This window comes from Streptomyces sp. H27-D2 (genome assembly GCF_035828615.1).
Taxonomy (GTDB): Bacteria; Actinomycetota; Actinomycetes; order Streptomycetales; family Streptomycetaceae; genus Streptomyces.
On record NZ_JAYMZR010000007.1, the window covers coordinates 65,351 to 89,231 of the forward strand.

At 71.8% G+C, this 23,881-nt stretch carries 23 protein-coding genes; 13 read left to right on the forward strand and 10 right to left on the reverse strand.

The window, feature by feature from the left end:
- The first annotated feature begins 110 nt into the window (after nucleotides 1-110).
- Nucleotides 111-1,538: an LmeA family phospholipid-binding protein gene (locus tag QMK28_RS04885; protein WP_326435725.1), complete on the forward strand. Its 1,428-nt coding sequence runs from the start codon at nucleotides 111-113 to the stop codon at nucleotides 1,536-1,538.
- A gap of 139 nt (nucleotides 1,539-1,677) precedes the next feature.
- Here the strand turns inward: QMK28_RS04885 and QMK28_RS04890 are convergent, their stop codons facing one another.
- Nucleotides 1,678-2,667, reverse strand: a complete 990-nt coding sequence (locus QMK28_RS04890) for a GlxA family transcriptional regulator (protein ID WP_326435726.1) — start codon at nucleotides 2,665-2,667, stop codon at nucleotides 1,678-1,680.
- A gap of 116 nt (nucleotides 2,668-2,783) precedes the next feature.
- Here QMK28_RS04890 and QMK28_RS04895 point away from each other — a divergent pair, with 116 nt between their 5' ends.
- Nucleotides 2,784-3,473: a DJ-1/PfpI family protein gene (locus QMK28_RS04895; protein WP_326435727.1), complete on the forward strand. Its 690-nt coding sequence runs from the start codon at nucleotides 2,784-2,786 to the stop codon at nucleotides 3,471-3,473.
- A 135-nt stretch (nucleotides 3,474-3,608) separates the two neighbouring features.
- On the opposite strand, the gene QMK28_RS04900 is transcribed toward QMK28_RS04895, so the two are convergent.
- The 7 genes from QMK28_RS04900 to QMK28_RS04930 form a co-directional block, all read right to left on the reverse strand.
- Nucleotides 3,609-5,066, reverse strand: a complete 1,458-nt coding sequence (locus tag QMK28_RS04900; RefSeq protein ID WP_326435728.1) for a sensor histidine kinase — start codon at nucleotides 5,064-5,066, stop codon at nucleotides 3,609-3,611.
- Nucleotides 5,066-5,848, reverse strand: a complete 783-nt coding sequence (locus QMK28_RS04905; RefSeq protein WP_326435729.1) for a response regulator transcription factor — start codon at nucleotides 5,846-5,848, stop codon at nucleotides 5,066-5,068. Before QMK28_RS04905 ends, QMK28_RS04900 begins: the two co-directional genes overlap by 1 nt.
- A 233-nt stretch (nucleotides 5,849-6,081) precedes the next feature.
- Nucleotides 6,082-7,311: a S1C family serine protease gene (locus QMK28_RS04910; protein ID WP_326435730.1), complete on the reverse strand. Its 1,230-nt coding sequence runs from the start codon at nucleotides 7,309-7,311 to the stop codon at nucleotides 6,082-6,084.
- A 225-nt stretch (nucleotides 7,312-7,536) separates the two neighbouring features.
- Nucleotides 7,537-8,559, reverse strand: coding sequence for a LacI family DNA-binding transcriptional regulator (locus tag QMK28_RS04915; protein ID WP_326435731.1), 1,023 nt, complete (start codon nucleotides 8,557-8,559; stop codon nucleotides 7,537-7,539).
- A 24-nt stretch (nucleotides 8,560-8,583) separates the two neighbouring features.
- The gene (locus QMK28_RS04920) at nucleotides 8,584-9,438 is read right to left on the reverse strand and encodes a winged helix-turn-helix transcriptional regulator (RefSeq protein ID WP_326435732.1); all 855 of its coding nucleotides are present in this window, start codon (nucleotides 9,436-9,438) and stop codon (nucleotides 8,584-8,586) included.
- Nucleotides 9,439-10,157: 719 nt separating this feature from the next.
- Complete coding sequence (locus QMK28_RS04925) at nucleotides 10,158-12,056, reverse strand: ABC transporter ATP-binding protein (protein ID WP_326435786.1); 1,899 nt, start codon at nucleotides 12,054-12,056, stop codon at nucleotides 10,158-10,160.
- A gap of 287 nt (nucleotides 12,057-12,343) precedes the next feature.
- Nucleotides 12,344-14,086 carry an ABC transporter ATP-binding protein gene (locus tag QMK28_RS04930; protein ID WP_326435733.1) on the reverse strand — a complete coding sequence of 581 codons (1,743 nt, stop codon included), beginning with the start codon at nucleotides 14,084-14,086 and terminating at the stop codon, nucleotides 12,344-12,346.
- A gap of 304 nt (nucleotides 14,087-14,390) precedes the next feature.
- Between QMK28_RS04930 and QMK28_RS04935 the strand changes: the two genes are divergently transcribed.
- The 7 genes from QMK28_RS04935 (at nucleotide 14,391) to QMK28_RS04960 (ending at nucleotide 19,425) form a co-directional block, all read left to right on the forward strand.
- Entirely contained in the window at nucleotides 14,391-14,636 is a 246-nt protein-coding gene (locus QMK28_RS04935; protein WP_326435787.1) for a MoaD/ThiS family protein, read from the forward strand.
- Between the two features lie 10 nt (nucleotides 14,637-14,646).
- The gene (locus tag QMK28_RS04940) at nucleotides 14,647-16,392 is read left to right on the forward strand and encodes a hypothetical protein (RefSeq protein WP_326435734.1); all 1,746 of its coding nucleotides are present in this window, start codon (nucleotides 14,647-14,649) and stop codon (nucleotides 16,390-16,392) included.
- A gap of 78 nt (nucleotides 16,393-16,470) precedes the next feature.
- On the forward strand, nucleotides 16,471-17,175 hold the full coding sequence (locus QMK28_RS04945; RefSeq protein ID WP_326435735.1) for an LmeA family phospholipid-binding protein: 705 nt from the start codon (nucleotides 16,471-16,473) through the stop codon (nucleotides 17,173-17,175).
- A gap of 399 nt (nucleotides 17,176-17,574) precedes the next feature.
- Nucleotides 17,575-17,655: a putative leader peptide gene (locus QMK28_RS34165; protein WP_443050543.1), complete on the forward strand. Its 81-nt coding sequence runs from the start codon at nucleotides 17,575-17,577 to the stop codon at nucleotides 17,653-17,655.
- Nucleotides 17,656-17,830: 175 nt separating this feature from the next.
- Nucleotides 17,831-18,673, forward strand: coding sequence for a sulfurtransferase (locus QMK28_RS04950; RefSeq protein ID WP_326435736.1), 843 nt, complete (start codon nucleotides 17,831-17,833; stop codon nucleotides 18,671-18,673).
- A 58-nt stretch (nucleotides 18,674-18,731) separates the two neighbouring features.
- Nucleotides 18,732-19,022 carry a DUF1416 domain-containing protein gene (locus QMK28_RS04955; RefSeq protein ID WP_326435737.1) on the forward strand — a complete coding sequence of 97 codons (291 nt, stop codon included), beginning with the start codon at nucleotides 18,732-18,734 and terminating at the stop codon, nucleotides 19,020-19,022.
- A 202-nt stretch (nucleotides 19,023-19,224) separates the two neighbouring features.
- Nucleotides 19,225-19,425: a DUF3099 domain-containing protein gene (locus tag QMK28_RS04960; RefSeq protein ID WP_326435738.1), complete on the forward strand. Its 201-nt coding sequence runs from the start codon at nucleotides 19,225-19,227 to the stop codon at nucleotides 19,423-19,425.
- 54 nt (nucleotides 19,426-19,479) lie between these two features.
- Here the strand turns inward: QMK28_RS04960 and QMK28_RS04965 are convergent, their stop codons facing one another.
- A complete protein-coding gene (locus tag QMK28_RS04965; RefSeq protein ID WP_326435739.1) occupies nucleotides 19,480-19,842 on the reverse strand; it encodes a DsrE family protein in 363 nt (120 codons plus the stop codon).
- Nucleotides 19,843-20,098: 256 nt separating this feature from the next.
- On the opposite strand from QMK28_RS04965, the gene QMK28_RS04970 reads away from it, so the two are divergent.
- From QMK28_RS04970 to ygfZ, 3 genes are all read left to right on the forward strand, one after another.
- Nucleotides 20,099-20,680, forward strand: a complete 582-nt coding sequence (locus QMK28_RS04970) for an FABP family protein (protein ID WP_326435740.1) — start codon at nucleotides 20,099-20,101, stop codon at nucleotides 20,678-20,680.
- 122 nt (nucleotides 20,681-20,802) lie between these two features.
- A complete protein-coding gene (locus QMK28_RS04975; protein ID WP_443050538.1) occupies nucleotides 20,803-21,432 on the forward strand; it encodes a Fur family transcriptional regulator in 630 nt (209 codons plus the stop codon).
- 47 nt (nucleotides 21,433-21,479) lie between these two features.
- A complete protein-coding gene (ygfZ, locus tag QMK28_RS04980; RefSeq protein ID WP_326435741.1) occupies nucleotides 21,480-22,460 on the forward strand; it encodes a CAF17-like 4Fe-4S cluster assembly/insertion protein YgfZ in 981 nt (326 codons plus the stop codon).
- Nucleotides 22,461-22,567: 107 nt separating this feature from the next.
- Here the strand turns inward: ygfZ and dtd are convergent, their stop codons facing one another.
- Nucleotides 22,568-22,993, reverse strand: coding sequence for a D-aminoacyl-tRNA deacylase (gene dtd, locus QMK28_RS04985; protein ID WP_326435742.1), 426 nt, complete (start codon nucleotides 22,991-22,993; stop codon nucleotides 22,568-22,570).
- A 172-nt stretch (nucleotides 22,994-23,165) separates the two neighbouring features.
- Here dtd and QMK28_RS04990 point away from each other — a divergent pair, with 172 nt between their 5' ends.
- Entirely contained in the window at nucleotides 23,166-23,849 is a 684-nt protein-coding gene (locus tag QMK28_RS04990) for an RsiG family protein (RefSeq protein WP_326435743.1), read from the forward strand.
- Nucleotides 23,850-23,881: the final 32 nt, after the last annotated feature.

The window sequence follows — 23,881 nt, forward strand, 5'->3', positions numbered from 1 at the left end:
GCGCCGTAACCATCCCTGACCGGCGCAAAACTTGCCGGTGTTCCGGATACCGACGTCAGTACTACGCCAGGACTTGCGTTCGGGGGGCGCGCGCGTGGTGGGATGACCCGATGCGACCCCCCACACGCATACCCTCACATGCGCCCCGCTCACCGCTCGGACCGGACGACGGCCAACCCGCCGTCCGCCCCAACGACGCCCGCTCCGCGATGCCCCGCCCCGATGACACCCTGCCCGGCGACGGCTCCGGCGGCATCCCGCACGCCCACCCGCAGGACGGCTCCCAGGACGCCCCGCGCGAGCACCCGTACAGCAGGCCCGCGACGCACAACCCCTATGACGCCCTGGCCGCGCTCGCCGACCCGGAGCCTGTGCCCGGGACCGAGCCCGCGGCGGACGACAACAACGACCCGCTCGGGCTGGGGCTGCGGTCCGACGAGGACGACGAGGAACCCTGGGAACGGCCCAACCACCGCCGGATGCGGCGCGGGCGGAGCAGATTCGCCGCCGTGCCGATCACCGTCAAGGCGGTCGGCGCGGTGCTCATCGGCGCGGCGTTCCTCGGGCTCGCGGACCGCTGGGCGGTGCTCTACGCGGAGCAGAAGACCCAGGAGAAGGTGCAGGACTCGCTGCACCTGACGGCCGCCCCCGAGGTGACCATCCATGGATTCCCCTTCCTCACCCAGGTGTTCGACAAGCGCCTGGAGAAGGTGGACGTCACCATCCCGGACGTCGCGGCCAACCGGGTCTCGCTCGCCAAGGTGGAGGCCACCGCCGACGACATCCGGATCACCGGCAGCCTGCCGAACTCCATCAACGGAGCCGTCGTCAGCCGGATGCACGGCAACGTACTGCTCGCCTTCGACGACCTGAACCGCGAACTGGGCGCTTCGCAGGTCAAGTTCAGCGAGAACGGCCGCAACTCGGTGCGCGCCAGCGGGCATCTGCCGATCGCCGGACACGACCTCAAGGTGCGGGCCGAGGCGCGCATCCGGCGTGTCGGGAGCCAGGGCATCGCGACCAGCATCAGCGGCATGCGGCTCGACATCGCCGACCTGGCGAGCTACGAGCCCGGCCCCGGCGGCGGCCTGCGGCTGAGCCGTAAGACGGCCGAGCAGGTGAGCCGGGAGGCCGCGAAGGCCAAGGCGCTGTTCGCGGTGCCCGCCGTGGCCAAACGGCTCGGCGTGCCGCCCGGCGCGGTCGAGCAGGCGAAGCACAGCGAGAAGAAGCTGCACGAGCTCACCGGCGCCCCGCGCTTCGTCGACAAGCTCATGAAGCTGAACCTGGTCGACGTCGTCATCGACCACCCGTGGCTGCTGGAGAAGATCGGCATCGACCCGGGCCTGGTGAAGACCCTGACCGGGCTCAAGCAGCCGGAGCTGGCCGATCGGCTGTCGCTCTCCTTCCAACTGCCGGACATCCCGGGCTACGTACGGCTCCAGCACATCACCGTCGAGCGCGAGGGCATCCGGGCCGACCTGACCGGGATGGACCTCCCGTTCGGCGACGCGGCCAAGGATGACGCCAAGAAGAAGTGAGTCCGGGGCGGCTGGGTCGGGGGCGGTTGGGTCCCGGACGAGTGGGCCAGGGACAAGTGGGTCCAGGCCGAGTGGGCCAGGGACCGCGGAAGCGGCAGCGGCCAGCGGCCGCGGTAACAGCAGTGCCGTGCAGGCGCGTTCAGTCGGCTGCCCGTACGCCCTGCGTCGCTCGGTAGCGCGACGGCGGAACCCCGTACCGGGCGACGAACGCCTGCCGCAGCGTCTCGGCCGAGCCGAAGCCGCAGCGCGCGGCCACGCTCGCCACTGGCAGCGACGACGAGGCCAGCAGATGCCCGGCCGCTTCGGTGCGGGCCCGCCGGACGAACCGCCCCGGTGTCTGCCCCAGATGCTCCACGAACAGCCGGGTCAGCTGCCGCTCGCTCACGCCCGCGCCGGCCGCCAGCGTCGCCGCCGACAGATCGGCGGTCAGCCGGCTGGCGATATGGTCGACGACCCGCCGGACCAGGCTGTGCACCGGCGCCGGCGCACTCATGAACATGCTCATCTGCGCCTGGTTGCCCGGCCGGTGGAGATAGGTGACCAGCCCACGGGCCACCCCGCGCGCCAACTCCGCCCCGTGGTCCTCCTCGATGAAGGCGAGCGTCAGATCCAGTGCGCTGGTGACGCCCGCCGCGGTGGATACGCGGCCGTCACGGATGTAGATCGGCGCGGGATCGACCGTGACCTGCGGATAGGCGGCGGCGAGCCGCGGCGCGTAATTCCAGTGCGTGGTGGCCCGTTTGCCGTCGAGCAGACCGGCGGCGGCCAGCACGGTGGCCCCCGTGCACACCGAGGCGACCCGGCGGGCCTCCCTGGCCAGCCGGCGGACATGGCCGACGATCCGCGGGTCGTCCGCCGCGGTCTCGTGTCCGAGCCCGCCCGTGACGAGCAAGGTGTCGAGCGGCCCCCTGACCCGTTCCAGCGTTCCCTGGCCCTGGAGCGTCAGACCCCCGTCGCAGGCGATCGCGCGCCCGCCGGGCGTGGCCACGTCCACGCTGTAGCCGGGGACGGCGCCGATCCGGTTGGCCCCGTTCAACGCCGTGGTCACACACGCGATGTCCAACAACTCCGCCGCGTCGTAACCGACGACGACCACCCGCCGCCGCTCCGTGAGCTGTACGTCTGCCATGGGCTGCGCCTCCGCCATGAGCCGCACCCTATGGCGTAACGACTGGCATCCCAAGATTCCGGACAGCTTCTTCCGCCGCCCTGGAGCCTCCCCGGGCGGCGGAAGAAGCTGGCGTCATGACCAAAACAATCGCCTTTGTGCTCTATCCCGGCATCACCGTGCTGGACCTGGTGGGACCGCTCCAAGTGCTCAGCGCGTTCGCCGAGTTCGACCCCTCCTACCGGGTCGCGGTCGTCGCCCAGGGCCTCTCCGTCCTCGGCACCGACACCCCGCTGAAGGTGGCCCCCAGCCACACCTTCGACCAGATCCCCGAGCCCTTCGCGCTGATCGTGCCGGGCGGCGGACCGCCGGCCTTCGCCGCGCTCGGCAACGAGCCGCTGCTCGACTGGGTCCGGCGGGCTGCACGCACCGCCGAGGTCGTCGGCTCGGTCTGCACCGGCTCGTTCATCCTCGGCGCCGCGGGCCTGCTGGAGGGCCGGCGGGCGACCTCCCACTGGGGAGTCCGGCGACTGCTGGCGAAGTTCGGCGCGACCCCGGTCGCCGAACGCTGGGTCGAGGACGGCCCGGTGCTCACCGCCGCCGGGGTGTCGGCCGGGATCGATATGGCGCTGCGCCTCGTCGAGCGGCTGGCGGGCGAGGAGACCGCCCGCAGCGTCCAGCTCTTCATCGAGTACGACCCGCAGCCGCCCCTCGGCCCCATCGACTGGGCGGCCGCCGACCTCAGCTCCTTCGAGCCGCACAGCAAGGCCATGCTGGAAACGGGGCTGGCCGATCAACCCGAGATGTTGGCCCGGCTGATGAACTGAGCACCCTGATGAACTGCGCGCGGGGGCAGGCAACTGAGGTGGAGTGGCTGGACGCTTATGTGGAGTGGCTGGACTCCGGCTCGCGGCCGGTGCGCCGGCACTCCACACCATTGCGCCGTCGCTCCACAGCGGCAGTCACTCCACAGGCGCAGTAGAGGCCCGAGGCCGGCTCTCCGGCGGTGCGACGGGCGCGCCGGGCAGCCGGACCGCCGCGATCGCGCCGCCGCCGTAGGCCGCCCGCAGCGCGACCTCGCCGCCCGCCTGCTGGACCGTATGGGCGACGATCGACAGCCCGAGCCCGGAGCCCGGCAGGCTGCGGGCGCTGGGCGAGCGCCAGAACCGCTCGAAGACGTGCGGCAGTTCCTCGGCCGGGATGCCGGGGCCGTGGTCCCGTACCGTCAGCTCTCCGCCGTGCAGCGCGACCTCGACCACCCCGCCCTGGGGGCTGAACTTCACCGCGTTGTCGAGCAGGTTGACCAGCGCCCGCTCCAGCGCGGCCGGCTCGGCCCGTACGTACCAGGGCGCGAACGCCGCGGTGATCTCGATGCCGCTGCCGCGCAGCCTGGCCCGCTGCACCGCGCGGGCCGCGAGCTCGTGCAGCGCGATGACGGGGACCGGGGCGCTGCCCGCCGCCGCGTCCGGCCTGGACAGCTCCTGGAGATCGCCGATGAGCGCCGCCAGCTCCCCCATCTGCGCCCTGACCGAGGTGAGCAGCGCCCGCCGGTCGTCCTCCGGGATGCTGCGGCCGGACTCCTCGCTGCGGACGAGCAGGTCGATGTTGGTGCGCAGCGAGGTCAGCGGGGTGCGCAGCTCGTGCCCGGCGTCCGCGATCAGCTGCTGCTGGCGCTCGCGGGAGGAGGCGAGCGCCTCGGTCATCGAGTTGAAGGCGGCGGAGAGCCGCGCGATCTCGTCGTCCCCCTCGACCGGGATGCGGACCGCGAGGTCGTCGGTGCGGGCGATGTGCTCGACCGCTTCGGTCAGCTGGTCCACCGGCTTCAGCCCGGCGCGGGCGACCCACAGGCCGGCTGTGGCCGCCCCGAGCACGCCGACCCCGGCGACCATGAGCAGGACGAGCGCGAGGGTGTTGAGCGGGCCGGTGATCTCGCTCAGCGGGCGGGCGATCGACAGTGCGAGCTGCTGGTGCGAGCCGACAATCTGGATCGGCTGGGTGTAGACGCGCATCTTGGTGCCGTCTTCGGTGGTGACGTCGTGCAGCGTGCTGTCGCTGCGCCCGGTGGCGACCGAGGTGTCGGCCGGCACCACCGGCAGCGCCTCGGTGCCGGTCACCCAGCAGCGCGAGCCGTCCGCCTGGACCAGCTGGACGGAGGAGTTCATCGGGTTGACGAAGGCGGGCTGCTGGTCGGAGCCCTTGCCCAGCGGCTCGCTCAGGCACCCGTACTGGTCGAGCACGCGCTGCACCGAGGAGATCGCGGAGGTCGAGCTCAGCGACTTGTCGAGCTGTTCGGTGAGCTGGTGGCGGGTGATGAACCAGCACGCGAACGCGGACGCGGCGACCGCCACCGCCACGGCCGCCGCGGTGAGGATCGTGAGGCGTGAGCGCAGCGGCAGTGCGTGGAAGCGGGGGCGTCGCATCAGGCGCTGTCCGCCGAGGTGCTCTCGCCCGCCCGCGGCACGCCGGGCCGCGTGCCGTCGGCGGCCTTGAGGACGTAGCCCACGCCCCTGACGGTGTGCACGAGCCGGGACATGCCGCCCGCTTCCGTCTTGCGCCGCAGGTACATCACGTACACGTCGAGCGAGTTCGACGTCGGCTCGAAGTCGAAGCCCCAGACCGCCTTGAGGATCTGCTCGCGGGTGAGGACCTGCCGGGGGTGCGCGAGGAACATCTCCAGCAGCGTGAACTCGGTGCGGGTCAGCTCGACCGGCCGGCCGGCCCGGGTGACCTCGCGGGTCGCCAGGTTCATCCGCAGATCGCCGAAGACCAGCGCCTCGTTCTCGGCGGCGCCGGGCCGGTCGCCGGGTGCGGCGTACGAGCTGCGCCGCAGCAGGGCGCGGATGCGGGCGAGCAGTTCGTCCAGCTCGAAGGGCTTGACGAGGTAGTCGTCCGCGCCGGCGTCCAGGCCGGTGACCCGGTCGCCGACGGTGTCGCGGGCGGTCAGCATCAGGATCGGTACGCGCACACCGCTGGCCCGGAGCCGGCGGGCCGCGGTCAGGCCGTCCATCCGCGGCATCAGCACGTCGAGCACCAGCAGATCGGGCGCGTACGCCCCGACCTTGTCGAGCGCGTCCAGCCCGTCGACGGCGAGGGCGGTGGCGTACCCCTCGAAGGCGAGGCTGCGCCGCAGGGCCTCGCGGACGGCGGGTTCGTCGTCGACGATCAGGATTCGCTGCTGATCACCGGTCTCGGCGGAACTCACGACTGCCGCACCTCGCTCAGGACCCACTGCTGACCACCGGACTCGGCGGAACTCACGACTGCCGCACCTCGCTCAGGACCCACTGCTGACCACCGGACTCGGCCGAACTCACGACTGCCGCACCTCGTTCCACTCCATCGCCGCGCCGGCCCTCGTTGGGCCGCGTCGCACCGCGCCGCGTCGCGCCGCTCGCCGGACCATTCCCACCCAGTCTCATCCCACCCAGTCTCACATCACCGGGTGCCGCCGCCGCGCAGGTCGTCCAGGATCTTCTTGACGTCGTTGATCGGAATGGAGAAGCCGAGGCCGATGCTGCCCGCGCTGCCCGCCGCCGGTCCCTGTCCGGAACTGGGCGCGTACATCGCCGAGTTGATGCCGATGATCCGGCCGTCCATGTCGACCAGCGGGCCGCCGGAGTTGCCGGGGTTGAGCGAGGCGTCGGTCTGCAGGGCCTTGTAGGTCGTCTTGGAGGAGCCGACATCGCCGTTGTACTGGCCGCCGCCGAACTCGAAGGGCCACTCGCCGCTGCCGCCCGGGCCCTGGCCGGGGGGCTGGCCCTGGCCGTCCTGCCCGTCCTGCCCGTCCTGGCCGCCTTGTCCGCCCTGTCCGCCCTGGCCGTCTTCCTTCTGGACGGTCACATCGCGCTTCAGTGCGGAGACGATGCCGCTGGTGACGGTCCCGGTGAGGCCCTCGGGGGAGCCGATGGCGACGACCTCGTCGCCGACCTTGACCTGGTCCGAGTCGCCGAGCACGGCGGGCTTGAGGTTGCTCGCGCCCTCGGCCTTGATCAGCGCCATGTCGCGGTCCGGGTCGGTTCCGACGACCTTGGCGTCGAGGGTGCGGCCGTTGCTGAGCTTGACCTTGATGGACTGGGCGCCCGAGACGACGTGGTTGTTGGTGAGGATCTCGCCGTCCTCGCTGATGATCACGCCGGAGCCGGTGGACTTGCCCGTTCCGGAGGTCGCGTTGATCTCGACCACGCTCGGGCTGACGGCCGCGGCCACCCCGGATATGGTGCCCCGGTCGCTCGCGGCGACCGTCGTGCCGGTCACCGAGCTGCTCGCCGTCGAGTGGTCGGTGACCTGCCCGAGCAGCAGCGCGGTGCCGCCGCCGACACCTGCCGACGCGATGGCGACGGCGGCCAGCAGGGCCACCGGGCCGCGCACACGCCGCTTGCGGGAACCGCCGTGCCCGGTGCCGGTCGAGCCGTGCGCCGCGCCGTGCCCCGAGCCGTCACCGGCGGGCCGCGGCGCGTCGGCGTCGAACCCCTCGTACCCGCCGCCGGGCCATATCGTGACCCCTGAGGCGGTCGTGATCGGCTGCTGCGGCGCGTACGAGGGCTCGGGAGGCGCGGGGGAACCCGGCCCGGCGTCGGGCCGCTGCCCGCCCGGACCGAACCACTGGGACGAGGACTGCTCAGGCTCGTGCTCGTGATCGCCGCTGCGGCGAGTGTTTTCTGTCATGGCACTGACTCTGCTCACTCAAAATGAGAGCTTCCTGAGGGCACGCTGAGAAGCCCGACAGAAGTAGGTATGCCGGATATAAGGGCGGGCGCGGAGAGTTGGGGGCGGAGGCGCGCGGCGAGGTGGCGGGGGCGCGCGGGGCGAGGCGCGCGCGGGGGTGCGAGCGCGCGGCGGGGTGGTGCGAGGGAGCGCGGCGGGGTGGTGCGAGCGGGCTCGGCGCGCCGGTCAGGAGCAGCCGCAGGAGCGCCGTACCACCAGCGCCGAGGGGAACTGCTTGAGCCGCTCGCGCCGCGACCCGGCGACCCGCAGCCCGTCGTCCAGGACCAGGTCCACCGCGGCCCGCGCCATCGCCTCCCGGTCGGAGTAGACGGTGGTCAGCGGCGGATCGGTGAGCGCCGCTTCCTTCACGTCGTCGAAACCGGCGACGGCCAGCCCGCCCGGCACGTCGATGCGCAGCTCGCGCGCCGCCCGGAGCACGCCGATCGCCTGGTCGTCCGTCGCGCAGACGATGGCCGGCGGCCGGTCCGGGCCGGCCAGCAGGTCCAGCGCGACCTCGTAGGCGTCGTAGCGGTTGTACGGAGCTTGGAACAGCCGCCCCTCCGTCGAGTGCCCGGCCTCGGCCATCGCCAGCCGCCAGCCCTCGACATGGTCAGTGACCGGGTCTCCGTAAATGGGCGTCTTCTCGGTACCGCCGAGGCAGGCGACGTACGGGTGCCCGTGCTCCAGCAGGTGCCGGGTCGCGAGCTGCGCGCCGCCCACGTCGTCCGTCACGACCGCCACGTCGTCGATCGCCTCGGGGCGCCGGTGCAGCATGACGATGCGGGCGTCCCAGACGTCGATCTCGGCGGCGGCGTGCTCGCTGGGCCCCTGGCTGATCAGGATCAGGCCGGAGACCCGCATGCCGAGGAACGCGCGCAGGTAGTGCACCTCGCGCTCGTCCAGATAGTCGGAGTTGCCGACCAGCACCATTTTCCCGCGGTCGGACGCGGCCTGCTCGACCGCGTGCGCCATCTCCGCGAAGAAGGGCTGCCGCGCGTCCGGGACGATCAGGCCTATGAGGTCCGTACGGCGCGAGGCCATGGCCTGCGCGACCCGGTCCGGGCGGTAGCCCAGCTCCTTGATGGCGGCGAGCACCCGCTCGCGCGTGGCCGGGGCGACCGGCCTCGGCCCGTTGTTGATGACGTAACTGACGACCGCGGTCGACGTCCCCGCAAGCCTTGCCACATCGTCCCGCGTCACCTTGGCCACGCGCGGCAGTCTACGCGGGTGCACTCACCCATCAGTGGGGCGTACGCCCCAGGGCCGCGCGCCCCATGCGGTGTCGGTACGCGCGTCGCCTCGCACCTCCCCGCGACCGTCCCCGCGACCGCCGGCCAGCAGCTCCGCGCGGGCCTCCGCACGGGCCTGGGCCTGGGCTTTCGCCTGCGCCTTGGCCTCTTCCTGGGCCCGCTCGACCTTCTCGGGCGTCACGAAGCGGTAGCCGACATTGCGCACGGTGCCGATCAGCGACTCGTTCTCGGGGCCGAGCTTCGCGCGCAGCCGCCTGACGTGCACGTCCACCGTCCGGGTGCCTCCGAAGTAGTCGTACCCCCAGACCTCCTGGAGCAGCTGGGCGCGGGTGAAGACCCGGCCCGGGTGCTGGGCGAGGTACTTGATCAGTTCGAATTCCTTGAAGGTCAGGTCCAGCACGCGGCCCTTGAGCTTCGCGCTGTACGTCGCCTCGTCCACCGACAGGTCCCCGTTGCGGATCTCCATCGGGCTGTCGTCCACCACGATCTGCTGACGGCCCATCGCGAGCCGCAGCCGGGCCTCGACCTCGGCCGGGCCCGCCGTGTTCAGCAGGACGTCGTCGATGCCCCAGTCGGCGGTGACGGCTGCGAGTCCGCCCTCCGTCACGACCAGGACCAGCGGGCAGCCGGGTCCGGTGGAGCGGAGCAGCTGACACAGGCTGCGCACCTGCGGCAGGTCCTTGCGCCCGTCGATGAGGATCACGTCCGCGCCCGGTGTGTCCACCAGGGCGGGGCCTTCGGCCGGGGCCACCCGCACGCTGTGCAGCAGCAGCCCGAGTGCGGGCAGCACCTCCGTGGAGGGCTGGAGGGCATTGGTGAGGAGCAGCAGAGAGCTCATCGGCATCCCCCTTTCGCCGGGGGCGTCCGCCGTGTCGCGGCACGGCCGCCAGTACCAGTCGTACGGTCCTGCACACTTCGCTTGCCCATTACGCTCCTCGGTCCCTGCGAGAGGGGGCACCTCCCAGGCCATGCCTGGGGGAGTAGCGGCTACTGCCCGTCGTACGGTCGCGGCTCCGCGCCCGGAGCACACGTGTGCTTCAACGCTATGAACGGATGAACATGCGTGAAAGCACAAAAGGACCCGGGGGCAACATTGCCCGGATCCTCTGCCGAGCAGGATAGCCCACCCGGCCGCGTCACCGCAGGTCGCGCGGCGCGCTCTTGTTGTTCCCTGGGTCACTCCCGCCGGCCGCCGCGCGGCTCTGACCAGGGATGAGCGGCCCGGGGACACGGGGCTGCGGCCGATCCGAAGTGCTGCGAGCGCCAGGAGCGCGGGGGGCGCGTACGCAAAGTTCACGCCCCCTGCGTCCGCCTCCGCCCCGCGTACGGCGTACCCGTCGCGGCTGTACGGGTCACGGCTGTACCCGTCACGGCGTACGGGTCGCGGCGGTACCCGTCACGGCGTACGGGTCGCGGCTGTACGGGTCACGGCTGTACCCGTCACGGCGTACGGGTCGCGGCTGTACGGGTCACGGCGCACGGGTCACACCGGAGCGGCGCGTGGTGCGGTGCCCGCGCCCCCGGCCCCCGCGCCGCGCCCCCGGGCCGCCCCGCGCCTCAGTCCGCCTCGGCGACCGCTTCCGCGAACTGCGCCGCGTAGAGACGGGCGTACGCGCCCTCCGCCGCGAGCAGCTCGTCGTGCGCGCCCTGCTCCACGATCCGGCCGGACTCCATCACCAGAATGAGGTCGGCGTCCCGGATCGTTGACAGCCGGTGCGCGATGACGAAGCTCGTGCGCCCCCGGCGCAGCTCGCCCATCGCGTGCTGGATGAGCACCTCCGTGCGGGTGTCGACCGAGCTGGTGGCCTCGTCGAGGACGAGGATGGCCGGCTCGGCGAGGAACGCGCGGGCGATGGTGATCAGCTGCTTCTCGCCGGTGCTGACGTTGGAGCCCTCTTCGTCGATCACCGTGTCGTAGCCGTCCGGCAGGGTCCGTACGAAGCGGTCCACGTGGGTCGCCTTCGCCGCCGCGACGATCGTGTCCTGCGAGGCGCCGTCGGCTCCGTACGCGATGTTGTCCGCGATGCTGCCGCCGAACAGCCAGGTGTCCTGGAGCACCATGCCGATGTTGGAGCGCAGGTCCTCGCGCGACATCGCGGCGATGTCCACGCCGTCCAGGGTGATCCGGCCGCCGGTGACCTCGTAGAACCGCATCAGCAGGTTGACCAGGGTGGTCTTGCCCGCGCCTGTGGGGCCGACGATGGCGACGGTCTGGCCGGGCCGGGCGGACAGCGACAGGTCGTCGATGAGCGGCTTCTGCGGCTCGTAGCGGAAGGCCACGTTCTCGAACTCGACCTGCCCCCGGACGCTCTGCGGGCGCACCGCGTCCAGCGGGTCGACGCTCTGCTCCCGGGCGTCGAGCAGCTCGAAGACCCGCTCGGCGGAGGCGACGCCCGACTGCACCAGGTTGGCCATGCTGGCGACCTGGGTGAGCGGCTGGCTGAACTGCCGGGAGTACTGGACGAACGCCTGCACATCGCCGATGGACAGCGCCCCGGAGGCGACCCGCAGCCCGCCCACCACGGCGACCAGCACGTAGTTGAGGTTGCCTATGAACATCATCGCGGGCTGGATGATGCCGGAGATGAACTGCGCCCGGAAGCTGGACGCGTAGAGCTTCTCGTTCTGCTCGCGGAACATCTCGGCGGACTCCTGGTGCCGCCCGAAGACCTTGACCAGCGAGTGCCCGGTGTACATCTCCTCGATGTGGGCGTTGAGCTTGCCGGTGGTCTTCCACTGGGCGACGAACTGCGGCTGGGCCCGCTTGCCGATCCGGGTCGCGACGACGATCGAGACCGGGACGGTCACCAGCGCGACGAGCGCCAGCAGCGGCGAGATCCAGAACATCATCGCGAGCACGCCCACGATGGTGAGCAGCGAGGCGACGATCTGGCTGAGCGTCTGTTGCAGGGTCTGCTGGATGTTGTCGATGTCGTTGGTGGCCCGGCTCAGCACCTCGCCGCGCGCCTGTTTGTCGAAGTAGCTGAGCGGCAGCCGGGCGAGCTTCTCCTCGACCTGCTCGCGCAGCCGGTAGACGGCTCGCTGCACGACGTGGGTGGCGATCCTGGCCTGGGCGAAGCCGAGCAGCGAGGCCCCGATGTAGATCATCAGCACCCAGAGCAGGATGACGCCGACCGCGTCGAAGTCGATGCCGTGCCCGGGGACGACGTCCAGCTTGCCGACCATGTCGGCCAGGCTGTCCTGGCCCCGCTCGCGCAGCTGCGCGAGCGCCTGGTCCTCGGTGCCGCCGGCCGGGAGCTGCCGGCCGATGACTCCGGCGAAGATCAGGTCGGTGGCGTGGCCGAGGATCTTCGGCCCGAGGACGGTCAGCGCGACGCTGCACGTCGCCAGCAGCAGCGCGAAGGCGATGATCGCGCGCTCGGGGCGCAGCGTCGCGAGCAGCCGGCGGCTGGAGCCGCGGAAGTCCATGGAGCGCTCGGTGGGCTGCCCGCCCATGAAGCGGGCGGCCCCGGTGGCCGGCGCGGGGCCGCGGCGCGGGGCGGCGGGGGTCTCGGGGTCGGCTGTTTCGGCTGTTTCGGCGGTGGCGGCGGTGTCTGCTATGGCGGTATCGGGCTCGTCGCTCACGTTCGGCCCGTCGCTCACGTTCGGCCCGCCGGCGTGGTCCGCGCTGTCGCCGGGCACGCTCTTGCCGGGCACGCTCTTGCCGGGCACGCCGCTGTCGTGCGCGCTCTTGTCGTGCGCGCCGCTGTCCCGCGCGCCGTTCTTGTCCGCTCCCGGGGCGCTCATGCTGCTTCCTGTTCGGTGAGTTGGGAGAGGACGATCTCCCGGTAGGTGTGGTCGCCGGTGAGCGGGTCCATGAGGGTGCTGTGGGTGCCGGTCGCGACGACGCGGCCCTCGTCGAGGACGACGATGCGGTGGGCGTCGCGGATGGTGCTGACCCGTTGGGCGACGATGACGACGGTGGCCTGCTGCGTCTCCTGGCTGAGCGCGGCGCGCAGCCGGGCGTCGGTGGCGTAGTCGAGGGCCGAGAAGGAGTCGTCGAAGAGGTAGATCTCCGGGCGGCGGACCAGGACGCGCGCGATGGCCAGGCGTTGCCGCTGGCCGCCGGAGACATTGCCGCCGCCCTGCGCGATGGGGGCGTCCAGCCCCTTGGCGAGGGATTCGACGAAGTCCCGTGCCTGCGCGACCTCCAGCGCGTGCCAGAGCTCCGCGTCGGTGGCGTCGGGCTTGCCGTAGCGCAGGTTGGAGGCGACGGTGCCGGAGAAGAGGTACGGCTTCTGCGGGACCAGCCCGATGACCTCGGCCATCACCACCGGGTCGAGTTCGCGTACGTTCACGCCGTCGACCAGCACGCTGCCCCCGGTCGCGTCCATCAACCGCGGCACCAGATTCAGCAAGGTCGTCTTGCCGCTGCCGGTGGAACCGATGACAGCGGTGGTCTCGCCGGGCCTGGCGGTCAGCGTCACCTCGCGCAGCACCGCCTCCTCGGCCCCCGGATAGCGGAACTCCACGCCCCGCAGCTCCAGATGGCCGTGCCGGGCGACGTCGGCGACGGGCGAGGTCGGCGGCACGACGCTGGAGTCGGTGCCCAGCACCTCCTGGACGCGCTCGGCGCACACCTCGGCGCGCGGCACCATCATGAACATGAAGGTGGCCATCATCACGGCCATCAGGATCTGCATCAGATAGCTGAGGAACGCGGTCAGCGCGCCGATCCGCATGTCCCCGCTGTCGATGCGCTGCCCGCCGAACCACATCACGGCGACGCTCGACACGTTCACGACGAGCATCACGGTCGGGAACATCAGCGACATCAGCCGGCCGGCCCGTACGGACACGTCCATCAGCTCGGTGTTGGCCTTGGCGAAGCGCGCCCGCTCGTGGTCGTCGCGGACGAACGCGCGGATGACCCGGATGCCGGTGATCTGCTCCCGCAGCACCCGGTTCACCGTGTCGATCCGGGTCTGCATGCCGCGGAACAGCGGCCGCATCCGGCGGACGACGAGCGAGACGATGATGCCCAGGACCGGCACGATGACCAGCAGCAGCCCGGACAGCGGCACGTCCTGGTTGAGCGCCATCACGATGCCGCCGACGCACATGATCGGCGCGGAGACCATCAGCGTGAAGGTCATCAGCACCAGCATCTGCACTTGCTGCACGTCATTGGTCGTACGGGTGATCAGCGAGGGCGCGCCGAACTGTCCGACCTCGCGGGCCGAGAACGACTGCACCCGGTCGAAGACGGCGGCGCGCAGATCCCGGCCGAGCGCCATGGCGGTACTCGCGCCGAAGTAGACCGCGCCGATGGCGCAGACGATCTGGAGCAGTGTCACAGCGACCATGTAGCCGCCGAACCGCAGGATGTAGCCGGTGTCACCCGTGACGACACCGTTGTCGATGATGTCCGCGTTGAGCGTCGGCAGATAGAGCGTCGCGAGTGTCTGCACAAGCTGCAGCAGCACGACCAGGGCAATGGGTTTTGAGTAGGGCTTGAGATACGCCCGCGTAAGTCTGACCAGCACACCGCGCACCTTAGCGAGCGAACCCTTGAGCGGGCCTTTTCTTTTCCGGAGCTTGGCCGGGGCGTGAGATCCCGCCGACGAACGACGCCGTCGGGCGGGCCGCACGGCGCGGGCGGCGCCCGGGGTGGGAAACTCGCCCGTGCCGGAAGCGCGGCGCGGACCCGCCATCATGGAGGGCGGCAGCGCGCGACAGGCAGACGAGCAGGAAGGGGTCGCCATGGCAGCGACAGACACGGCGGGCACCCCCGCCGCGGGCGGCGCGGCGAGTGACAGCGCCCCGGCCGGCACGGTCAGGACCGGCACGATCCGGTACTGGGCCGCGGCCAAGTCCGCCGCCGGCCTCCCCGAGGAGCCGTACGCCGCGCGCACACTGGCCGAGGCGCTGGACGCGGCGCGCGCACGGCACGCGGCGCGCCCCGAGTTCGCGCGCGTACTGCTGCGCTGCTCGTACCTGGTGGACGGCGACCCCGTCGGCACCCGCGACCATCGCACGGTCCAACTGGCCGAGGGCGGCACAGTCGAGGTGCTCCCGCCGTTCGCAGGAGGATGAGCCCGACAGCATGAGCAACCAGCCGCACAACCCTTACGGGCCGCACGAGCCCGAGCAGCGCTACGAGCCCGAGCCGTACGACCCGCAGGCGTACGACCCGCAGGCGTACGACCCGCAGGCGTACGAGCCCCGGGCGTACGACCCGCAGACGTACGAGCCCCCGGCGTACGAGCCCCCGGCGTACGAGCCGCAGGCGTACGCCCCCGAGCCGTATGCCCCGCAGGAGCCGTACGCCCCGCAGGAGCCGTCCGGCCAGTACGGGCAGCAGCCGGACGGCTGGCCGCAGCAGCCCGGCGACCGGGGCCGGCACGCGGGGCAGCCGGCGCAGCACCCCGGTGACCAGCCCGGCCGGCCGGCGCAGCAGTACGGGCAGCAGCCCGCGTACGGCGCCCCGGCCGACCCGGCCGCCCCGTATGCGGCCTCTCCCGGCTACGACGACGCGCCGCAGAACCAGACCTGGGATGGCCTGACCTTCCAGGAGGGCGGCTACGACCAGCGGGGGCAGCAGTCCCAGCAGGCCGCCGCCGACACCGCGTACCTCCCGACCCAGAGCGCGAGCCAGGCCCCGGGCGCGGGGCCGGCACCGGGATCGGCACCGGGCTCGGGATCGGCACCGGGCTCGGGCCCGCTTCCGCCCGAGCAGACCCCGTCGTACGGCGGCACCGGCGCGCCCGCCCCTGGCGGCACCGGCGAATACGGCTACGGGGGCGCGGCAAGCAGCGCCGGCAACACCTATGGCGAATATGGCGAAGCCCAGGGCTACGGATACCCGCCCCAGCCGCAGGCCGTATCGCCGCAGGCCGTATCGCCGCAGGCCGCCACCGCGTGGGACGCCTCCGCGACGCACGCCCGCGACAACAGTTGGCAGGCGCAGAACCCGTACGGCTCCACCCCGGAGCGCGCCGCCACGCCCGCGCACACCAGCGCAGGCCCCGGCGCGAACAACCCCACGCGCGCCCCCGGCGGCCACACCCCCGCCGGCACCGCCTCCGCCGCCGCCCCCACCGCCGCCGATCTGGCGCGCGCGCAGGGGCGTCCGCAGATCCTCTCGCCGGGGTTCAGGCCCGCCGCGCTGACCGCCACGCTCGCCGTGCTGCTCGCGCTCACCGCGTGGGCGGGCCGCTTCCCGCTGGCCGTCGCCGTGGCGCTGCTCCAGGCGGTCACCGCCGCCGGCTGGTTCCGGCTGAACGGCATGTGGCCCGCGCGTCAGGGCATCGCCCTCGCGTTCGCGGGCGGCCTGGCCGCCGACATCGCGCTGCTCGCGGCGGAAAGCGAGCACGCGGCCACCGTCACCGTCGGCACACTCGGCGCGTGGGGCCTGCTGGCGCTGGTCCTCCAGCTGCGCAACCGCAGCGATCCGGACGAGCGGCTGTACGCGCTGACGGCCGCCGTCGCCTCGACCGTCGTGACCGTCCTCGCGGCCGGCTTCCTGATGGCGTCCGCCGACGCCGTCATCGTCGGCGCCATCGCGGTGGGCGTCGCGGCGCTGGCCCGCGCGCTGCCGCTGCCGTCGGCCGCCGCCCCCGTCGTCGCACTGGTCGCGGCGGCCGGTGCGGGCATCGCGGCGGGCGAACTGACCGGCCTCGGCCCGTCCGGCGCGCTGCTGGGCCTGGCCGCCGGAGCCTGCGCGCTGATCGGCCTGCGGGTGGCCAGCTACGACTACCCGTCGCGCTTTGTGCACCTCACAGCGGGGGTCGCGCTGCCGCTGGCCGCCGCCGCGCCCGTCGTGTACGTGATCGGCAGGGCACTGGGTTAAGCCGCGAACCGGAGTCCGTCCGGCTAGGCTCGGCGCTCCAGGGGGCATGAGTTCACGACCGTGGGGGACGAAAGAACGATGCGCGCACTGCGAATACTGATCATCCTCGCTGTGGTTCTCGGCGGCCTGTTCGTGGCCGCCGACCGCATCGCGGTCAATTTCGCCGAGTCCGAGGCGGCCGACAAGATCCAGAACACCCAGGGCCTGACCGGCGCCCCGGACGTCTCGATCAAAGGCTTCCCGTTCCTGACCCAGGTCGCGAACGGCTCGCTCGACGAGGTCGACGCCGACCTCAGCGGGATACAGGCCAGCTCGGGCGGCCGTTCGCTCACGATCACCAAGATGTCGGCGCAGCTGCACGACGTGGCGATCTCGAACAACTTCTCCTCCGCCGTCGCGAACCGCGCCACCGGCTCGGGCAGCATCTCGTACGCGGACCTGTCGAAGGCCGCCGAAGAGGGCGTCGCCGTCTCGTACGGCGGCCAGGACAAGGCCGGCACGAGCCAGGTGAAGGTCACCGCGCGAGCCACGGTGCTGGGCCGCACCCTGGAGCGCAACGTCGTCAGCACGGTGAGCATCGTCGGCGGCGACACGGTCAAGCTGCACGCCGAGGCGGTGCCCGGCTCGGAGATCCCCGGGCTGGAGAAGGTCATCCGCGAGAAGATCGACTTCGAGCGCAGGATCGAGGGTCTGCCGGCCGGCCTCAAGCTCGACAAGGTCGAGGCCACCCGGGACGGCATCGAGGTCTCGGTCATCGGCTCGAACGTCGAGCTCGCGGGCTGACGCGGCAGCCCGCTGGCCTTCGTGCCGCGCGCTGCGGCAGCCCCAGGCCGCCGCGTCGTGGGCTGCCGCAGCCCACCCAAGCCGCCGCGTCGTGGGCTGCCCCCCTCCTCGGGACCTCAGCACCTCGAACTCTTCGGCACCTTGGCACCTCGGCGAACTCTTCGGGACCTCAGCACTCGAACGCACGAGCCCGAACCGCCCTCTCCCGCGCTCCGAACCCCCGGATGGTCCAACCTCTGAGACACCCACGTCCGTACGGCAGAAAACCCGCCGCACGGGCGCTCCCCCATGCCTTCCGCGCTCTCCGAGCCGACCCCGCATCCCACATCGTGGACGATCCTGTCTCACCATACGACACGCCGGTGACAGCGCCGCCTGTGCATCCCTACGATCGGTCCCATGAAGCGACAGGCGGATCTTACGAAGCGGCGGGCAATCGACCTGTGCCGCGTCGCCGCCATGCTCTGTCGCAGCCTCTGACGGGGTCGCCCGCTCACGCTCCCCAAGGCCCCATCCGTGCCTTCCCGCACCGGGCCGCCCCCGCATTCCGCACCCCCCGCGCAGCGCCGCGCTCGCCGCCCCGCCGCGCGAAACCGGGTGCACCGCCGCATCCCGCAGCACCCGCCCCGCCGCAATCGCCCCGGAGGAGAACACCATGAGCCGCAGCGACGTCCTTGTAGACGCCGACTGGGTCGAGGCCCACATCGAGGACCCGAAGGTCGCCATCGTCGAGGTCGACGAGGACACCTCCGCGTACGAGAAGAACCACATCCGCAACGCCGTCCGCATCGACTGGAAGTCCGACCTCCAGGACCCGGTGCGCCGCGACTTCATCGACCAGGCGGGCTTCGAGAAGCTGCTGTCGGCCAAGGGCATCGGCAACGACACCACGGTCGTGCTCTACGGCGGCAACAACAACTGGTTCGCCTCGTACGCCTACTGGTACTTCAAGCTCTACGGCCACCAGGACGTGAAGCTCCTCGACGGCGGCCGCAAGAAATGGGAGCTCGACTCCCGCGACCTGGTCGACGCGGTCCCGACCCGTCCCGCCACGACCTACAAGGCCAAGGCCCAGGACACCTCGATCCGTGCCTACCGCGACGACGCCCTCGCCGCGATCGACACGCTGAACCTGGTCGACGTCCGCTCCCCCGACGAGTTCAGCGGCAAGCTGCTCGCGCCGGCCCACCTCCCGCAGGAGCAGTCGCAGCGTCCGGGCCACATCCCGAGCGCCCGCAACATCCCGTGGTCGAAGAACGCCAACGACGACGGCACCTTCAAGTCGGACGACGAGCTCAAGGCGCTGTACCAGGCCGAGGGCATCGACCTGGCGAAGGACACCGTCGCGTACTGCCGCATCGGTGAGCGCTCGGCGCTCACCTGGTTCGTCCTGCACGAGCTGCTCGACCAGGCGAACGTCAAGAACTACGACGGCTCCTGGACCGAGTACGGGTCCCTGGTCGGCGTGCCGATCGAGCTCGGCCCCAACAAGAGCTGAGCGCCGCATCATCATCGACCGACCGCGATACGCGATCAGAACCACCGAGGGATCAGTTATGTGTGGAGCAAAGACCGGCGGACCGGACCTGGCAGGAGTCGACGTGGCGAGCGAGACGATCATCCAGGGTTCCGTCACCCGTGACGGCGAGCCGGTCACCGGCTACGTGCGTCTCCTCGACGGCGGCGGCGAGTTCACCGCCGAGGTCCCGACCTCGGCCACGGGCCAATTCCGCTTCTTCGCCGCCCCCGGCACCTGGACGCTGCGCGCCCTCGTCCCGGGCGCGACCGCGGACCGTACGGTCGTCGCCCAGCGGGGCGCGGCCGCGGACGTCGCGATCGCGGTCTGACGGCAGCCGCCGTACGCGGCCGTATTACGCAGCCGTCGTAGGCAGCCGTCGTAGGCAGCCGTCGTACGCGGCACTGACCGGCCGGAGGGCCGCACCCCAGGGGTTGGACGCCTTTTGCGGGGTGCGGCCCTCCGTGCTGAGCGGCGTACGGACGCCGCCGCAGCCGCGACCGCAGCCGGGACCGCGGACGTACGGTGGAGGCATGTACGCGCGACGCCGCCACTGGTACTTCGCGATGATGGGGACCTGCATCGCGCTCTTCGTGCTGGCCTGGGGCGTGGTGCGGCTGTGGTCCATCCCGGCGGCGGTCGGCATGTGCGTGGTCGCGATGGTGATCCCGCCGTGCGCGGCGATCGTCGCGAACCGGCGCGGGCCCGACGACCGCTGGTGGGACGAGAAGTAGCTGGTGGGACGAAAGTAACCGCGCGGCCGGTAGCGCCGAGTCGGCGCAGCCGCGCTAATAGACCAGCGCCTGCACGCCGTCGGCCATGATCTCGCTCACGAAAACCTGCGCGCCGGCGATCCGCACGCCCGCCAGGACATCCTTCTCGCCGATGTCCCGGCGCGCCGCGCACTGCGTGCACAGCGTGATCTGTCCGGCCGCCCGGATGCTTTCGATCAGCTCGGGCAGCGGCGCAGCGTGCGGCAGCTCGAACTCCGCGGCCCGGCCCGGCAGCGCGAACCACGCCGACTCGCCGGTCAGCCACAGCGACACCTCGACGCCGCTGGCGACGGCGACCGCCGCCACCGTGAACGCCTGCGAGCACCGCTCGGGCGCGTCCGTACCCGCTGTCACCTTGATCACGAGCTTGTTCGCCATGCGCTCACCCTAAACGGGGAACCCCCTGCGGCGCGGACTACACTCGGCAGCGGTCCGTAACCCTCACTCCGTCCGAGGAGCACGCTCGTGCTTGAGGCAGTATTCACCGCCCTGCTGGTCCTGGTCGCCGTCGCCGTCGCGGCGTTCGCCGTCCTCACCGTGAAGAAGCTCTACCAGGGACAGCGCTGACCGCTCCGCGCCCCGCTGCTCGCCCCACGCTCCACCCCGCCGCTCTCTACACAGATCGCCTGAGCTGATGATCCAGATCCCGTCCGACCTCCATCCGGACCTCCTTCCGATCGCCTTCCTGCTCGGCAACTGGGCGGGCGCGGGCGTCGCCGCCCCGCTGGAGAGCGACGGCGGCCCCGAGTCCGAGAAGTACAACTTCGGACAGGAGGCGACCTTCAGCCAGGACGGCCGCGACTTCCTGGAGTACGTCTCGCACAGCTGGGTGCTCGACGCCGAGGGCAACAAGATCCGTCCGCTGGAGACCGAGAGCGGCTACTGGCGCATCGACAAGGACCGCAAGGTCGAGGTCGTGATGGTCCGCGACCAGGGTGTCGTCGAGATCTGGTACGGCGACCTGGCCGACCAGAAGCCGCAGATCGACCTCGTCACCGACGCCATCGCGCGCACCGCCTCCGCCGCCCCGTACTCCGGCGGCAAGCGGCTCTACGGCTACGTCAAGGGCGACCTGATGTGGGTCGGCGAGAAGGCCACCCCCGAGGTCACGATGCGCCCGTACATGTCCGCGCACCTCAAGAAGGTCGTCGACCCGAGCGAGTGGGCCAAGGACCTCGCGGACCTCCCCGACGACGGCATCGCCTTCTTCAAGTAATCGCCTTCTTCAAGTAGCGGGCCCCCGGCAAGCGACCCGTCACTCCCGCATACGCGCTCCGCGCGAGCGCCGCCCCCGGCCGCAACGCACGCGCCGGACGGCCCGCCTCCTACACTGGGGGCGTGGTGACCACCGACTGGCAGAGCGACCTCCGAAGCCGCGGGTACCGGCTGACCCCGCAGCGCCAGCTCGTGCTGGAGGCGGTCGACCGGCTGGAACACGCGACGCCGGACGAGATCCTCACCGAGGTGCGGCGCACCGCCGGCGGGGTCAACATCTCCACGGTCTACCGCACCCTGGAGCTGCTGGAGGAGTTGGACCTCGTCAGCCACGCCCACCTCGGACACGGCGCGCCGACGTACCACCTCGCCGACCGGCACCACCACATCCACCTGGTCTGCCGGGACTGCACCGAGGTCATCGAGACCGACGTCTCCACCGCCGAGCCGTTCACGTCCACGCTCCGCGAGACCTACGGCTTCGAGACCGACCTGCGGCACTTCGCGATCTTCGGCCGCTGCGCCCCCTGCACCGCCAAGGCCGCCGCGGCGGACCCGGGCGGCCCGGGCGGCCCGGCGAAGAAGAGCGGCACGGCGGCCGGCAGGACGAGTGCGGCTGCCGAGCCCGGCGCGGCCGACACGACCGGTACGACCGGTACGGCCGCTGCGGCTGCCAAACGCCCCAAGCCCGCCAAGACCGTCACCCCCGCCAAGCCCGCGCAGGGCGACCCACAGCCCCGCAGCGCCCGTTAAGGCGTCCGGCCGGTAGGAAGCCGGACGCCGGGTCGTAGGCTGGGCGCATGCAGCCACTTCCTTATGCCAGTCCCTTGCTGACGCTCCCGCGCGCGGTAGCCGCCGAGGGCCCGGACGAAGGCGTCGCCGCGCACTACGGCGACCTGTTCCGCGAGCAACGCACCCTCGCCGGCGGCGGCGGTTTCGTGGACCTCTCGCACCGCGGCGTGGTCGCGGTCACCGGAGCCGACCGGCTGAGCTGGCTGCATCTGCTCATCACCCAGCACGTCAGCGAGCTGCCGGCCGGGCAGGCCACCGAGGCGCTCATCCTCACCGCGAACGGCCACATCGAGCACGCGCTCTACCTCGTGGACGACGGCGAGACGACCTGGGCGCACGTCGAGCCCGGCACCCAGGGCGAGTTGATCGCCTACCTGGACAGCATGAAGTTCTTCTACCAGGTCGAGGTCGCCGACCGGACACCCGACTACGCGATCGTGCACCTCCCGGCGGGCTCGATCACCGAGACGCCCAAGGGCGCCACCGCCCGCGAGACCGCGCACGGCCGCGACCTCTTCCTGCCCCGCGCCGAGCTGGAGCTGTTCGCCGCCGAGCACGGTCCGGCGATCGGCTCGATGGCGCTGGAGGCGCTGCGCGTCGAGGAGCACCGCCCGCGCTTCGGCATGGAGACGGACCACCGCACGATCCCGCACGAGCTGGGCTGGCTCGGCAGCGCCGTCCACCTCCAGAAGGGCTGCTATCGCGGCCAGGAGACGGTGGCCCGCGTCGACAACCTCGGCAAGCCGCCGCGCCGGCTGGTCTTCCTGCACCTGGACGGCAGCGGAGTCACCCTGCCGGCCCACGGCGCCCCGGTCCGGCTCGCCGCCGAGGGCCCCGACAGCCGCCAGCTGGGCTTCATCACCACCTCGGCGCGCCACCACGAGCTGGGCCCGATCGCCCTCGCGCTGATCAAGCGGAACGTGCCGCTGGACGCGAACCTGCTCGCGGACAACACCGCCGCGGCCCAGGAGGTCGTCGTAGCGCCTTGAGCGCGGCGCGCGACTCCCCGGATCTTTCAGACCGCTCAGGTCTGTCCGGTCCGTCAAGTCTGTCCGATCTCTCAGGTCTGTCCGGTCTCCCAGACCTCCCAGACCTCTCAGACCTCGATGATCACCGTGAACGGGCCGTCGTTCGTGAGCGAGACCTTCATGTCCGCTCCGAACCGGCCCGTCCGCACGTCCGCGCCCAGCGCGCGCAGCTGTGCGACGACCTCGTCCACGAGCGGCTCGGCGATCTCGCCCGGCGCCGCCGCGTTCCAGGTGGGCCGACGCCCCTTGCGGGCGTCACCGTAGAGAGTGAACTGCGAGATGACCAGCAGCGGAGCCCCGGCATCCGAGCAGGACTTCTCGCCCTCCAGAATCCGTACGGACCAGAGCTTGCGTGCCAGTTGAGCCGCTTTGTCCTCAGTGTCCCCGTGCGTGACTCCTACCAGCACGCACAGTCCCTCCCCCACCACCTCGGCGACCGTCTCGCCGTCCACGACGACGCTCGCCCCGTCCACCCTCTGCACCACAGCACGCATACGGGACATCATGCACTGCGTCCCTCCGGCCGAACGTCCGTACCCCCACACGGGCTGTTCGGACCCGGAGCCGCTGCACACCTGCCACCCGCAGTGGCACGATGCCGGTAGGCGGTGCGCACCTCAGCTCTGTTCGACCTGGCTCCGCACCGGACGAGGGGACGGAATACGCATGAGTACACCTGGCGCCGGGCAGACACCCGGTCCGGTACCGACCGTACGGACGAGGCCCACCGTCCGTACGACGACAACCGCTCGCTCCGCTCCACCGCGCACCGAGGATGGCTCCATGTCCCAGGCCGGGTCCGCTTCCGAGGCACTGCTCCGCCCGCCGCTGCAACGCGGCCCGGAGCCCGAAGAGCCACTCCCCGAGCTGGGCGCCCTGCGGCTGCCCGAGCTGCGCGCGCTGCGCCGCTCCTCGCAGCAGGACGAGGCGGACCTGAGCTACGTACGGCGGCTGCTCCAGGGCCGGATCGACATCCTGCGGGCCGAGCAGGCGCGCCGCAGGGACCTGGGTCCGAAGGACCCGGAGTCGCAGGTCGTCGACCGGCTGTCGGAGATCCTCGCGGACGTGCCCTCGCGGGTGCGCTCCTCGGCCCGGCATGTGACGCTCGGGATGCCGCACAGCGAGGCGTACCAGAAGCTCGCGGCCGAGATGCTGTCCGAGGTCGAGCTGTCCGACCTGGTGGCCCGCACGGACGAGGACCTGACGGTCGCGATGGGCCGGCTGGTCCGCTACGAGCAGCAGGTGTCGCGGCAGCGGCAGCAGCTGCAACGGACGGCGGACGATTGCAGCACGGAGATCGCCCGCAGGTACCGTGACGGCGAAGCCCAAGTAGACGACCTGCTCTCCTGACAGCGGCCACAAGCCCGGGGGATCGGGCCGGC

Coding starts and splice junctions, on each gene's coding strand:
- QMK28_RS04970 (WP_326435740.1), top strand. CDS start 20,099: ATGATCCAGATCCCGTCCGACCTCCATCCGGACCTCCTTCCGATCGCC.
- QMK28_RS04885 (WP_326435725.1), top strand. CDS start 111: ATGCGACCCCCCACACGCATACCCTCACATGCGCCCCGCTCACCGCTC.
- QMK28_RS04945 (WP_326435735.1), top strand. CDS start 16,471: ATGCGCGCACTGCGAATACTGATCATCCTCGCTGTGGTTCTCGGCGGC.
- QMK28_RS04955 (WP_326435737.1), top strand. CDS start 18,732: ATGTGTGGAGCAAAGACCGGCGGACCGGACCTGGCAGGAGTCGACGTG.
- QMK28_RS04950 (WP_326435736.1), top strand. CDS start 17,831: ATGAGCCGCAGCGACGTCCTTGTAGACGCCGACTGGGTCGAGGCCCAC.
- QMK28_RS04990 (WP_326435743.1), top strand. CDS start 23,166: ATGAGTACACCTGGCGCCGGGCAGACACCCGGTCCGGTACCGACCGTA.
- ygfZ (WP_326435741.1), top strand. CDS start 21,480: ATGCAGCCACTTCCTTATGCCAGTCCCTTGCTGACGCTCCCGCGCGCG.
- QMK28_RS04895 (WP_326435727.1), top strand. CDS start 2,784: ATGACCAAAACAATCGCCTTTGTGCTCTATCCCGGCATCACCGTGCTG.
- QMK28_RS04890 (WP_326435726.1), bottom strand. CDS start 2,667: ATGGCAGACGTACAGCTCACGGAGCGGCGGCGGGTGGTCGTCGTCGGT.
- QMK28_RS04910 (WP_326435730.1), bottom strand. CDS start 7,311: ATGACAGAAAACACTCGCCGCAGCGGCGATCACGAGCACGAGCCTGAG.
- QMK28_RS04925 (WP_326435786.1), bottom strand. CDS start 12,056: ATGGGCGGGCAGCCCACCGAGCGCTCCATGGACTTCCGCGGCTCCAGC.
- QMK28_RS04920 (WP_326435732.1), bottom strand. CDS start 9,438: ATGAGCTCTCTGCTGCTCCTCACCAATGCCCTCCAGCCCTCCACGGAG.
- QMK28_RS04900 (WP_326435728.1), bottom strand. CDS start 5,066: ATGCGACGCCCCCGCTTCCACGCACTGCCGCTGCGCTCACGCCTCACG.
- QMK28_RS04960 (WP_326435738.1), top strand. CDS start 19,225: ATGTACGCGCGACGCCGCCACTGGTACTTCGCGATGATGGGGACCTGC.
- QMK28_RS04940 (WP_326435734.1), top strand. CDS start 14,647: ATGAGCAACCAGCCGCACAACCCTTACGGGCCGCACGAGCCCGAGCAG.
- dtd (WP_326435742.1), bottom strand. CDS start 22,993: ATGCGTGCTGTGGTGCAGAGGGTGGACGGGGCGAGCGTCGTCGTGGAC.
- QMK28_RS04965 (WP_326435739.1), bottom strand. CDS start 19,842: ATGGCGAACAAGCTCGTGATCAAGGTGACAGCGGGTACGGACGCGCCC.
- QMK28_RS34165 (WP_443050543.1), top strand. CDS start 17,575: ATGAAGCGACAGGCGGATCTTACGAAGCGGCGGGCAATCGACCTGTGC.